Annotated in this window: 12 protein-coding genes; 7 read left to right on the top strand and 5 right to left on the bottom strand. The window is 73.0% G+C overall.

Translation table 11 applies throughout. The features are described from left to right. Positions 1-5: 5 nt before the first annotated feature. Positions 6-881, bottom strand: coding sequence for a PhzF family phenazine biosynthesis protein (locus AB0K10_RS19155; protein WP_363685141.1), 876 nt, complete (start codon positions 879-881; stop codon positions 6-8). A gap of 33 nt (positions 882-914) precedes the next feature. Here AB0K10_RS19155 and AB0K10_RS19150 point away from each other — a divergent pair, with 33 nt between their 5' ends. The 3 genes from AB0K10_RS19150 to AB0K10_RS19140 all read left to right on the top strand — a co-directional run bounded on the left by AB0K10_RS19150 (position 915) and on the right by AB0K10_RS19140 (position 4,057). Next, positions 915-2,201, top strand: a complete 1,287-nt coding sequence (locus AB0K10_RS19150; RefSeq protein WP_363685139.1) for a CBS domain-containing protein — start codon at positions 915-917, stop codon at positions 2,199-2,201. After that, positions 2,194-2,820: a DUF1003 domain-containing protein gene (locus tag AB0K10_RS19145; RefSeq protein ID WP_234584336.1), complete on the top strand. Its 627-nt coding sequence runs from the start codon at positions 2,194-2,196 to the stop codon at positions 2,818-2,820. Before AB0K10_RS19150 ends, AB0K10_RS19145 begins: the two co-directional genes overlap by 8 nt. Positions 2,821-2,908: 88 nt before the next feature. Continuing rightward, entirely contained in the window at positions 2,909-4,057 is a 1,149-nt protein-coding gene (locus tag AB0K10_RS19140; protein WP_363685137.1) for an Mrp/NBP35 family ATP-binding protein, read from the top strand. 362 nt (positions 4,058-4,419) lie between these two features. Here AB0K10_RS19140 and AB0K10_RS19135 read toward each other — a convergent pair whose 3' ends face one another. After that, complete coding sequence (locus AB0K10_RS19135; protein WP_363685135.1) at positions 4,420-4,842, bottom strand: preprotein translocase subunit TatB; 423 nt, start codon at positions 4,840-4,842, stop codon at positions 4,420-4,422. Positions 4,843-4,918: 76 nt separating this feature from the next. Next, a complete protein-coding gene (locus AB0K10_RS19130) occupies positions 4,919-6,169 on the bottom strand; it encodes a trypsin-like peptidase domain-containing protein (RefSeq protein WP_363685133.1) in 1,251 nt (416 codons plus the stop codon). 376 nt (positions 6,170-6,545) lie between these two features. Between AB0K10_RS19130 and AB0K10_RS19125 the strand changes: the two genes are divergently transcribed. Continuing rightward, positions 6,546-7,133 (top strand): O-methyltransferase, encoded by a 588-nt coding sequence (locus AB0K10_RS19125; RefSeq protein ID WP_363685131.1) that lies wholly within the window; start codon positions 6,546-6,548, stop codon positions 7,131-7,133. 3 nt (positions 7,134-7,136) lie between these two features. On the opposite strand, the gene AB0K10_RS19120 is transcribed toward AB0K10_RS19125, so the two are convergent. Together AB0K10_RS19120 and AB0K10_RS19115 are read right to left on the bottom strand one after the other, a co-directional pair. Continuing rightward, positions 7,137-8,612, bottom strand: coding sequence for a leucyl aminopeptidase family protein (locus AB0K10_RS19120; RefSeq protein ID WP_363685129.1), 1,476 nt, complete (start codon positions 8,610-8,612; stop codon positions 7,137-7,139). Positions 8,613-8,760: 148 nt separating this feature from the next. Then, the gene (locus tag AB0K10_RS19115) at positions 8,761-8,928 is read right to left on the bottom strand and encodes a DUF3117 domain-containing protein (protein WP_007455245.1); all 168 of its coding nucleotides are present in this window, start codon (positions 8,926-8,928) and stop codon (positions 8,761-8,763) included. A gap of 190 nt (positions 8,929-9,118) precedes the next feature. Here AB0K10_RS19115 and AB0K10_RS19110 point away from each other — a divergent pair, with 190 nt between their 5' ends. The 3 genes from AB0K10_RS19110 to AB0K10_RS19100 are packed head-to-tail and all read left to right on the top strand — an operon-like array spanning position 9,119 to position 12,091. Continuing rightward, positions 9,119-9,937 (top strand): PaaX family transcriptional regulator C-terminal domain-containing protein, encoded by an 819-nt coding sequence (locus AB0K10_RS19110; RefSeq protein WP_363685127.1) that lies wholly within the window; start codon positions 9,119-9,121, stop codon positions 9,935-9,937. Between the two features lie 4 nt (positions 9,938-9,941). Continuing rightward, positions 9,942-10,733, top strand: a complete 792-nt coding sequence (locus AB0K10_RS19105) for an enoyl-CoA hydratase-related protein (protein ID WP_363685125.1) — start codon at positions 9,942-9,944, stop codon at positions 10,731-10,733. A gap of 59 nt (positions 10,734-10,792) precedes the next feature. Beyond that, on the top strand, positions 10,793-12,091 hold the full coding sequence (locus AB0K10_RS19100) for a DUF1800 domain-containing protein (RefSeq protein ID WP_363685123.1): 1,299 nt from the start codon (positions 10,793-10,795) through the stop codon (positions 12,089-12,091). Positions 12,092-12,106 lie beyond the last annotated feature (15 nt).

Here is a 12,106-nt window from a genome sequence, read left to right as displayed (position 1 = left end):
GTCAGTCAGCCCACGAACGGGGGCACGGCGATCTCGCCCCGGGCCACCGGCATCACCTGACCGGCGACTGTCGCGCCGACGGCCACACCGTTCGCCGCGGTCACCGTGCAGGCCAGCGCGGACGGACGGTTCATCTCGATGCCCTGGCGCACCGCGTAGTGGGCCTGCCCCTCGCCCGGCAACAGGCCTGTCGCCACCAGCCAGACCCCGAGCCCGAGCGCCGCCGAGCCGGTCGCCGGGTCCTCCGGGACGCCGAGGCCCGGCACGAAGACCCGGGCGTGCGCGGTTTGCGTGCCCGCGTCCCAGGAGAAGACGCTGAGGTGCGCCACCCCGTACCGCTCCGCTGCCGCCGGGTTCACCCGCGCCCGGGCCACCGCCTCCGGGCGGACCGGCAGGTACGGGAACTCCAGCCCGCAGCCGGCCACGCGAGGTGCGGGCCCGGCGTGGTCATGGTCGTCAGCGACCAGCCCGGCGATCTCCAGCAACGGTTCCGGGTCCAGCTCGGGGCCGAGGGTGGGGCTGCCTCCGGTGAGCGTCGCCCCGGACGCGGTCACCTCGATCGGCAGCACACCCGCCCCGCACTCCTGGGTGACCTGCCCCACACCGAACATCCCGCGTCGACTCGCGGTGACCGCCGCGCCGACGCTCGGGTGCCCGGCGAACGGCAACTCCTCGGCCGGCGTGAAGATGCGGGCCCGGTAGGTGGCCCCCACCTGGGTCGGAGGCAGCACGAACACCGTCTCGGAGAGGTTGAACTCCAGCGCGAGCGCCTGCATCTGCTCCGTGGCCAGCGCCTCCGCGCCGAACACCACGGCCAGCGGGTTGCCGGCGAACGGGCGGTCGGTGAAGACGTCCACGATCTCGTAGGCCAAGGTCGACATGTTGATAAACACTAGGCGCTTAGGCTGGTGCCCGTGAGCACGCCGACCCGGGTCTACATCGCCCGCCTCGCCGGAGTCGCCGTCTTCGATCCGAACGGCGACCAGGTGGGGCGGGTCCGCGACGCCGTGGGACGGCTGCGGGCTACCAAGCGTCCCCCCGAGGTGGTGGGTCTGGTCGCCGAGATGCCGATGCGCCGACGGATCTTCCTGTCCATCAACCGGATCACCTCGATCGACGCCGACGCGGTGGTCCTGGGCTCCGGCACCCTCAACCTGCGCCGCTTCGAGAAGCGCCCGAACGAGCTGCTGGTTCTCCAGGAGCTGCTGGACCGGCGCGTACAGCTCGAACCGGGCGGCCAGCCCGGCGCTGTGGTGGACGTCGCGATGGAGTGCACGCGCGGCGGTGAGTGGTCGCTCAGCCGGGTCGCGGTTCGCGAGCAGACCGGCCGGCTCAGCCGCCGCGGCCACCTCCACCAGGTCGAGTGGGACCGGGTGCGTGGGCTCAGCGGCATCGCCGACAACCGGGGTACGGCGAACCTGCTCGCCGTCCTGGAGGACATGCGCCCCGCAGACCTGGCCAACGCCCTGCAGGACCTGCCCGACGCGCGGCGCAACGAGGTCGCGGCGGCGTTGAACGACGAGCGGCTGGCCGACGTCCTCAGCGAGCTGCCGGAGCACGACCAGGTGGAGATCCTCGCCGCGCTGGACCGGGAACGGGCCGCGGACGTGCTGGAGGAGATGGACCCGGACGACGCGGCGGACCTGCTCAACGAGCTGCCCCCGCCGGAGCAGGACGTGCTGCTCGACCTGATGGAGCCGGACGAGGCCGACCCGGTACGGCAGCTGCTCAAGTACACCCCGGGTACGGCGGGCAGCGTGATGACGTCGGAGCCGGTCATCCTGCCGCCGGACGCCACAGTCGCCGAGGCGCTGGCCCGGATCCGGGAGCCGCAGCTCTCCCCCGCCATCGCCGCGCAGGTCTTCGTGACCCGGGCCCCGCAGAACACCCCGACCGGCCGCTACCTGGGCATGGTGCACTTCCAGGCATTGCTGCGGGAACCGCCCGCCGACCTGCTGGGCAAGGTGGTGGTCAACGACATCGACCCGCTGCGTCCCACCACCCCACTTCCGGAGATCACCCGCCGGATGGCCACCTACGACCTGGTCGCCATGCCGGTGATCGACCGGAGCAACCGGCTGGTCGGCGCCGTGACTGTCGACGACGTACTGGACCACTCGCTGCCCCGGGACTGGCGAGACCGGGACGCCCTGGGCACCCCGGGCACCTCCGACGCGGAACTGGACGGCGACGGTGGCTGAGCAGCGGCGTACGGAGCGGCTGGACCAGCCCCGCGAGCCCCGGGGGATCAAGCTCCCCCGGTTCGACGCGGAGGCGTTCGGTCGCTGGTCGGAGGGCATCGCCCGGGGCATGGGCACCGCGAACTTCATCGTCGTCATGACCGTGGTGATCGCGATCTGGTTCGGCTGGAACACCCTGGCCCCGGCCGAGCTGCGCTTCGACCCGTACACCTTCACGTTTCTCACGCTGGTGTTGTCGTTGCAGGCCAGCTACGCCGCGCCGCTGATCCTGCTGGCCCAGAACCGGCAGGCCGACCGGGACCGGCTGGCGCTGGAGGAGGACCGGCGGCGGGCAACCGCCCAGAAGGCGGACACCGAGTACCTGGCACGGGAGATCGCCGCGCTGCGGATCGCGCTCGGCGAGGTGGCCACCCGCGATTTCCTCCGTTCCGAGCTGACCCGGCTGGCCGAGGAGCTCGACGAGGCGGGGCAGCGCCGGCAACGCCTGGAGCGCCGGCAGCAGGAGAAGGACAGCCAGCAAGAGCGGCGCGCGCAGCGGGCGACCGACGGTCTGGGGTTGGACGAGCCGCGCGACGACCTGGACGGGGACTTCGCCCGCGACGCCCGACCCGACCGCTGATCGACGGGTCGGCTACCGGTCATCGTTTGGCTCACACCACTCGCGGCCAGCGGTCGGAGAGGATGCCCCGCGACGTAGCATTGCGGTCATGTCAGCACCCGTGAGCACCGTCGAGGACGCGATCCAGGCCGCCCTGGCCACCGTCAACGACCCGGAGATCCGCCGGCCCATCACCGAGCTGGGCATGGTCCGGTCCGCCACGATCGACGCCGATGGCGTCGTACGGGTCGAGCTGCTGCTCACCGTCGCCGGCTGCCCGCTCAAGGACAAGCTGCGCGGGGACATCACCGCTGCCGTGGCGGCGGTGCCCGGCGTGGCCGGCGTGGAGATCGACTTTGGTGTGATGAGCCCCGAGCAGCGGCAGTCGTTGCAGTCGCAGCTACGCGGGGGTGGCGCCAGCGAGGAGCCGGTCATCCCGTTCGCCCAGCCCGGCTCGCGCACCCGGGTGTACGCGGTGGCCAGCGGCAAGGGCGGTGTCGGCAAGTCCAGCGTGACGGTCAACCTGGCGGCGGCGCTCGCCGCCCGTGGGCTCTCCGTGGGCGTGGTCGACGCGGACATCTACGGCCACTCGGTGCCCCGGATGCTGGGCACGGAGGCCCGACCGACACGCGTCGAAGACATGATCATGCCGCCGCAGTCGCACGGCGTGAAGGTGATCTCGATCGGCATGTTCACCTCGGGCAACGCGGCCGTGGTGTGGCGCGGCCCGATGCTGCACCGGGCGTTGCAGCAGTTCCTGGCCGACGTCTACTGGGGCGACCTGGACGTGCTCCTGCTCGACCTGCCCCCGGGCACCGGCGACGTGGCCATCTCGCTGGCCCAGTTGCTGCCCAACTCGGAGATCCTGATCGTCACCACCCCGCAGACCGCCGCCGCCGAGGTGGCGGAACGGGCGGGCGCGATCGCCCTGCAGACCCACCAGCGGGTGGTCGGCGTCATCGAGAACATGTCCTGGCTGGAGCTGCCGGACGGCTCGCGGATGGAGATCTTCGGCGCCGGCGGCGGCACGGCCGTCGCCGAGTCGCTGAGCCGGACCATCGGCGCGCAGGTGCCGCTGCTCGGTCAGATCCCGCTGGACACCCGGGTCCGCGAGGCCGGCGACGCCGGCAACCCGATCGTGCTGGCCGACCCGGAGTCCCCGGCCGCGCAGGCGCTCGGCAAGGTCGCCGACCGGCTGGCGCTGCGTCGCGAGTCGCTGCTCGGCAAGCCGCTCGGCCTGAAGCCCGCCGGGCGCTGACCACCCCGAACACCGCCAGCCCGTCGGCCGTTCCTGGCCGGCGGGCTGAGTCGTGTAGGTAGGTGGCCCGGCCCGGCCGCCGCGGCACAGCCCGGCACAGCCCGGCACGGCCGGCACAGCCCCGCACGACCGGCACAGCCCCGCACGACCGGCACGGCACGCCGGGCACGCCGGGCACGCCGGGCACGGCATGGTCAACTCGGGTTTCTGGAAGTCGCGGCATCCGGGCCGATTGAAAGGCCGACTTCCTGGAAACCGAGTTGATCAAGGCAGACGGCAGTCCCGGACGAGCCCAGGGCCGCGGGCGCGAGTCCAGGGCCGCGCGGGCGCGAGCCGGAGCGAGCCAGGTCGCGCGGGGTCGGTCAGGTGGCGTCGTCGTAGCTGGCCCGGGGAGCCGGCGCCGGCGCGGAGCCGGTGGCCGTGCCGGGCCGGGCGCCGTTCGACCGCGGGTCCACGGCGTTGGCGACGTCCTTCAGCTCGTTGTGCACGCCGCTGACGTCGGCGCGCAGGTTGTCATAGACGCCCTGCATCGGCTTGCGGATCGCCGCCTCGTCCTCCTCGCTGAGGAGGTGCTTGCGGATGAAAGCCTTCGGGTGCAGATCCTCGAGCTGGATGTCGGTGCCCAGCTCGCGACTGAGGTCGCCGGTGGCGTTGCGGGCCATGTCGCGCAGATTGCGCACCATCCGCAGGCCGTCGTTGATCACGGCAGGCAGCCGATCACCAAAGATCAACAGCGCCAGGAGCAGCAGCGCCCCGACTTCCCACATGTTCAGGTTCTCGAACATCCCGCGGGCCTCCTCTCGGCGTCAGCAGCAAGACTACGCACGTCGGACGGCTTTCCGGCAGGGGGTGACGCGCTGTTCACTTGGCATCCGCGGCGAGGGTCACCGACGTGTTCTGTCGAGTGGACCCCCGCCGGAACTCGACGGTCACCACCGAACCCGGGGCGAACTTGCGGACCAGCGCGATCAGGTCGGTCGGCTCGGTCATCGGCCGGCCGTTGAGCTTCAGGATCACGTCGCCGACCTTCAGCCCGGCCCCGGCCGCCGGCCCGGAGGGCTCCACGGCGGCCAGCCGTACGCCCCCGTTGGCGCCCGCGCCCGGGCCACCCACCTGGGCGCCGATGACCGTACGACGGGCCTTGCCGGTGCCGATGATGTCCTGGGTGACGCGCTTGGCCTGGTTGATCGGGATGGCGAAGGCGAGCCCGATGTTGCCGGCCTCCTGCCCCTCGGCCACCAGCGACTTGATCGTGGAGTTGACCCCGACCACCCGTCCGGCGCCGTCGACAAGTGGGCCTCCCGAGTTGCCGTGGTTGACCGCGGCGTCGGTCTGGATGGCCGCGTAGTAGCGCACCGGGCCACCCGGCTCGCCGGCCTGCATCGTCCGGTCCAGGGCGCTCACGATGCCGGCGGTGACCGTGTTGGCAAGCGACAGGGGTGAGCCGACGGCGAGCACCGGGTCGCCGACGGCCAGCGCGTCGGAGTCGCCGAACTCCACAGGCCGCAGCCCCGTCCGGTTCACCTTGATCACCGCGATGTCGGACTCCGGGTCCTGGCCGACCACTGTCGCCGGAGCGGAGGTGCCGTCGTTGAAGATCACCGAGGCCTTGCCGCTGCTGCCGGCCACCACGTGGTCGTTGGTGATCACGTGACCGTCGGCGCTGGCGATGAAGCCGGAACCCTCGCTGGTCCCGCCGAGGCTGCTCACCCGGACGGTGACCACGCTGGGCAGGACACGTTCGGCGACTCCGGCCAGAGACTCCGGCTTGCGCTGGGCCAACGCCGGCGGGTCCGCGACAGGCGCACCGAGCACCGTGCCGGCGGCTGCGCCGCCGCGTACCGCGAAGGCGTAACCCAACGCGCCGCCGAGCGTGCCCGCCAGCAGCGCGGTGATCACCGAGATGAGCAGCAGATGGCGCAGCGTCGGTCGGCTCGGCGCGTCCGGGTCGGTGACCGGCTCGGGTTCGGTCCCGGCCACCACCACCCCGGGCACCACCACCGCCGCGGGTGCCGCCGGGTCGCGCCACGGATCGCCGAGCGCGTCGGACCACCAGGGCGACGCACCGGCCGCTGGCGCGGTGTCGCTCCCCGGCGTGGTCGGCGGCCCCACTGGCGGGACCCCTGCCCCGGGCGGGCGAGCCGAAGCCGGAGTCTCAGCGCCCCGCCGCCAATCCCAGCCGTCGGTCACGTCGGTGCCCTCCCAGTCCGTCCCCGGATTCCGCGCCGGCGTCGCCCGGCCACGGTTCGGCGCGGTCGAGGCTGACGGAATACCGCTTCCAGGATTGCACGGATGCGCGCGGTGGAGTCAGCGGTTGCCTCCGGCGATCGCGAGGGGGCGGAGGCGCGGCTGCGCCTCCCGCCGGTCGCCTCTACGCTCACAGTGCCAACCCGCCCCCGCACCACGCACCGCCCGGAGGTGCCCCATCGCCACGGTCGCCGGTTCCGGCGGTTCGACGACCCAGGCCCAGCAGTTCGCCGAGTCGTACGTGACCGAGGATCTCGTCCTACGCACCGCCCGCAGCCTGGCCCACGAGGTGGGCCTCGACGCGGTCACACCCGGAGCAGGGGCTGCGCTGCGGCTGTTGGCCGCGGCCGGCAACGCCCGCGCGGTGGTGGAGATCGGCACCGGCACGGGCGTGAGCGGTGTCTGGCTGCTGCGTGGCATGCGCGCCGACGGCGTGCTCACCACCATCGACGTGGAGGTGGAGCACCAGCGGATCGCCCGCCGGATCTTCAGCGAGGCCGGCTTCGCCGCCGGCCGCACTCGGATCATCACCGGTCGTGCGCTGGACGTGCTGCCGCGGCTCGCCGACGGGGCGTACGACCTGGTCTTCGTCGATGCCGAGGCGACCGGGTTCCACGCCTGCGTGGAGGCTGCGCTGCGGCTGCTGCGCCCGGGCGGCGTCCTCGCGCTCAACGGCATGCTGGCGCACGGTCGGATCGCCGACCCGGCGGCCCGGGACGCGGCGACGGTGACGGTCCGCGAGACGATCAAGGCGGTCCGGGAGTCGGAGCACTGGATTCCCGCGCTGCTCCCGGTCGGGCACGGGGTCCTCGCCGCCGTGAAGTGCTGACCGTCAGTCGAGGCCGGCGAGCCAGCGCAGCAGCGAGCGGACGCCCCAGCCCGTCGCGCCGCGGGTGAGTTCGGCCTGGTCGCCGTCCGCCCAGGACGGGGCGGACATGTCCAGGTGCAGCCAGCGGTCCCGGAGTTCGCCGGTGAACTCACGCAGGTAGAGCGCGGCCACCACCGACCCGGCGCCCTGGGTGGGCGCGCTGTAGAGGTCGGCGATCTCGCTGCCGAGGTATTCGACGTAGTCGGTGTGCAGCGGCATCCGCCAGGCCGCCTCGCCTGCCGCCGCGATCGCGGCCAGCAGGTCGGCGGCCAGGTCGTCGTTCTCGCTGTAGAGGGCTGCGGTGCGCTTGCCCAGCGCCACGGCGTTGGCGCCGGTGAGGGTGGCCAGGTCGATCAGCAGGTCGGGCTTGAGCTGCCGCACCGCGTACGCCAGCGCGTCGGCGAGGACCAGGCGGCCCTCGGCGTCGGAGTTGGTCGTCTCGCTCGTCGTCCCGCCGTAGTGCCGGATCACGTCGCCGGGTCGGAACGCCGAGCCGCTGACCATGTTCTCGGCGAGCGGGGCCAGCGTGGTGACGCGGACCGGCAGGCGCAGCGCCGCCGCGCCGAGGGTGGCGGCGACGACCGCTGCCGCGCCGGCCATGTCCTTGCGCATCAGCTTCATCGCCGGCACGGGTTTGATCGAGAGGCCGCCGGTGTCGAAGGTGATGCCCTTGCCGATCAGCACCACGTGGGTGCGCGCGTTCGCGGGATGCCAGTCCATCTCGACCAGCCGCGGGCCACTTGCCGAGCCGCCGCCCACGGCGAGGATCCCACCGAAGCCCTCGGCGGCCAGCTCGGCCGGGCCACGCACCGTCAGGCGGAGGTCCGGCAGGTCGGCGGAGGCGGAGGCCACCTGGTCGGCGAACCACTGGGGGGTCTTCACCGAGGAGGGGGTGTTGGTGAGGTCGCGGGCGAGGTGGGTCATCGTGGCGGTGGTCCGCGCCGTGGCGACGGTGCTCTCGTGGGCGGCCGGGTCGGCGACCAGCAGGTCGACGCCGTCGAGCGCGGGCGGGTCGTCGGCGTCGGTCATCCGGAACCGGTACGAGGCGAGCAGCAGCCCCTCGGTCAGTCCACGGACCGCGGCCGGAGTCACCTCGCCGGGCAGCGCGATAGTGATGTGCGTCTCATCTGCCGCGGCGCGGACCAGAGCCGCGCCGGCGTCCCGCCAGGACGACTCCCCGCCGTCGCCGATGCCGAGCAGCACCAGTCGGCCGGGACCGCGCCCGGGACGCAGATGGGTAAGGATCTCGCCGGGCCGGCCGCTCAGTCGGGCGACCGGTACCAGCGCGGCAGCCTCCTCGGCGGTGCCGTCCGGGAGCGCCACGGCGGTCGGCACGAGCTCGGCCGGGGCGTCGCCCTCCATCGCCGGCTCGGCGGGCCGGACCGGCAGGACGAGGACATCGAGCCGCTGGGACTCGGCGAGCGGACGGATGGCGAGCACGCGGAACCGCACCTCCAGGAAACGTCGCAGAGTGGGACCGGGGCATCGCCCGCCCACACCGATGAAGACCCTGAGCCACCGGCGATCCCGGTGGCTCAGGGTCCAGGAAACGCTCCGGGCGACGTACGCCGTCCGGGTCGTTCCTCACTCAGCCGGCGGCTGCCTTCAACGCGTCACCGAGCGCGTTGGCCTCGTCGGGAGTCATCTCGACGACGAGCCGGCCACCGCCCTCCAGCGGGACTCGCATGACGATGCCCCGACCCTCCTTGGTGACTTCCAGCGGACCGTCGCCCGTCCGCGGCTTCATCGCCGCCATGTTGTCTCCCCTCAGACCTACACCAGGGTCGGTGGGTTGCCCCACAGCCACTTCTTCACGACCACCCGCAACTGTCGCGGGGGTGTCGACAGACGATTTTCCCTGATGAACACCGCCGGACCCAAACCGGAGCAGCATTGATGTAACAGCATCTAGCTTATCTTGAGAAGGCCTGTCACAATGTGCGGTCATGCAGGCACGGTCGGCACTCTTCGACCTGTACGGCGACCACCTCCGACCGAGAGGCGGCCGCGCACCGGTCGCCGCCCTGGTCAAGCTACTGGCGCCGCTGGGAATCGCACCGCCAGCCGTTCGCACCGCCGTGTCCCGGATGGTGCGTCAAGGCTGGCTCGACCCGCTCCGGCTGGCCTCCGGACCGGGATATTCGATCACACCAAAAGCCGCCCGCCGACTGGACGAGGCGGCGGCCCGGATCTACCGGACCGGCCGGGTCACCTGGGACGGTCGGTTCGACCTGCTCGTGCTCGAGGCGCCGGGTTCCCGACGGGACCGGCAGCGACTCGCCGCCACCCTCAGCTTCCTCGGCTACGGCACCCTCGACGAGCAGACCTGGGTAGCCACCCGGCCCGCCGAGGATGTCGACCTACTGCTGGCCGAGGCCGGCATCCGGTTCGAACGGTTCACGGCCTCGCACTTCTCCGGCACCCCAGGCGCGATGGGCGTCGTCCGCCGAGCCTGGGACCTGGCCGAGATCGGCCGCGCGTACGAGCGGTTCGTCGCCGACCAGCGCCCGCTGCTCGGCGCGGTCACCGTCCGCAGCACCGACGAGGAGGCGTACGCGGCCCGGTTCCGGCTCGTGCACGCGTGGCGTACCTTCCTGTTCCGGGACCCGCAGCTGCCCCCGGCGCTGCTCCCCGAGCGCTGGCCCGGCACGGCCGCCGCCAGCTTCTTCGACCGGCACGCGGCCCGCCTGCGTCCGGCCGCCGACCGGTACGTCGAGCAGTGCCTCGACGCCGGCAACCGCATCGTTCGACAGAAGGGTCGTTAGACACGTGACCGAGCCGTTGCTCGTCGACCGGACCGACGCCGTCGTCACCCTCACCCTGAACCGGCCGCAGGCGATGAACGCGCTCGACCTGGCGCTCAAGGAGGCCCTGCGGGACACGCTGGCCGAGCTGGAGACCGACCGGTCCTGCCGGGCGGTCGTGCTGGCCGGGGCCGGTGGGGCGTTCAGCGCCGGGCAGGATCTGCGCGAGCACGTGGCCACCCTGGGCAACTCCTCCGGTCCGCCGCTGGACACCGTGCGGGCGCACTACAACCCGATCGCCGCCCGGTTGGCCAACCTGCCCAAACCGGTGGTGGCCGCGGTCCGCGGGATGGCCGCCGGGGCGGGGGCCTCCCTGGCCTTCCTCGCCGACATCCGGATCGGCGGCCCGAGCACCAGCTTCCTGATGGCCTTCGCCAAGGTCGGTCTGGCCGCCGACACCGGCGCATCCTGGACGCTGCCCCGGCTGGTCGGCCACGCCAAGGCCGTGGAGTTGCTGATGCTGGCCGAGCCGGTCCGCGCCGAGGAGGCCTGCCGGCTGGGGCTGATCACCCGGCTGACTGACGACGACGAGCAGGTGCTGCCTGTCGCGCAGGAGCTGGCCACTCGGCTCGCCGCGGGCCCCACCGTCGCGTACGGAGCCATCAAGCGGCAGCTCTCCATCGCCGACGCCGGCACCCTCGCCGACGCCCTCTCGGCCGAGGCGCAGGCCCAGGCGATCTGCGGCGCCACCGCCGACCACCGGGCTGCCACCCTCGCGTTCGTCGCCAAGCAGAAACCGGTCTTCGAGGGACACTGAACGCGATTCGCACCCCGCCCTTACCGTCCTCGTACGCGGGCCGCCTAGCGTCAGACCGCATGAGCGATCGTGAAGCGGTGGCGCACCTGCTGCGTCGGGCCACCTTCGGGCCGACCGCCGACGAGGTGGACGCGGCCGAGCGGGCCGGGCCGGCGGCGACCCTGGACAACCTGCTCGCCCCGGCTCGGGCCGACCGGGGCGCGGCGGCCACCCCACCGCCGGCCCTGCCCGCCGACCCGTACGCCGGCCTGACCAAGGAATCCACCCGCGAGCAGCGCCAGAAGGCCAACGCCCAGCGCAAGGAGCAGCTCCAGCAGGTGACCCTCTGGTGGCTGGACCGGATGGTCGCCGCCGAGGACGGGCTGACCGAGAAGTTGCTCTTCTTCTGGCACGGGCACTGGGCCACAAGCGCGCAGAAGGTCAAGTCGGCGCGGATGATGCTGGGCCAGTTGGACGCGCTGCGCCGCCACGGGCGCGGGCCGCTGACCCCGCTGGTCGCCGCGATGGTGCGCGACCCGGCTCTGATCGTCTGGCTGGACGGGCAGAAGAACACCCGCAAGGCGCCGAACGAGAACCTGGCGCGCGAGCTGATGGAGCTGTTCACCCTCGGCATCGGCGCCTACACGGAGGCCGACGTGAAGGCCGGCGCGCGGGCGTTGACCGGCTGGACTGTGGACCGGCGCTCCGGCGTCGCCCGCTTCGAGGCCAAGCGGCACGACCCCGGGGAGAAGACGATCCTGGGGCAGACCGGCCGCTTCGACGCCGAGGCGTACGCCGGACTGCTGGCCGCCCAACCGGCGGCGGCGACGTTCGTGGCCGGGCGGCTCTGGTTCCGCTACGCGGGCACCGACGTCCCGGCGCCGGACGGCCTGGCCGGCGCGGACACCGTGGCGACCCTGCGCACGCTGTTCTCGTCGCCGGCCTTCCCCCAGACCCGGGGAACCCTCGTGAAGCAGCCGGTGGAGTGGCTGGTCGGCGCGCTGCGACAGCTCGGCGTCCGGCCGTCCGCGCTGCCGGAGCAGCAGCGCAAGCAACTGCTCTCCGGCCTGAACGCGCTGGACCAGGTGCCGCTACGGCCGCCCAGCGTGGGCGGCTGGCCGGCCGGCGCCGCGTGGCTGACCACCTCCTCGTTGCAGGCCCGGCTCCGGATGGCCGGGATGCTCGCCGCCGCGGCCACCCCGGCGGTGCTGGCCCGGCTGAGCGCCGCGCCCGCCGCCGGCCGACCGGATGCCCTGGCCCGACTGCTTGTCGTCGACGGCTGGGGCGCCCGCACCCGGGCCGCCCTCGCACCGTTGGCCGGCGAGCCACGGAAGCTGCTGGCCGCCGGCCTGGTCAGCCCCGAGTACACAGTCAGCTGAGCGGAGGAGTCGAGA

Source organism: Micromonospora sp. NPDC049274, assembly GCF_040678875.1.
Taxonomy (GTDB): domain Bacteria; phylum Actinomycetota; class Actinomycetes; order Mycobacteriales; family Micromonosporaceae; genus Micromonospora.
The sequence above is the reverse complement of the archived record's forward strand: the minus strand, read 5'-3'. Positions and strand labels throughout refer to the sequence as shown.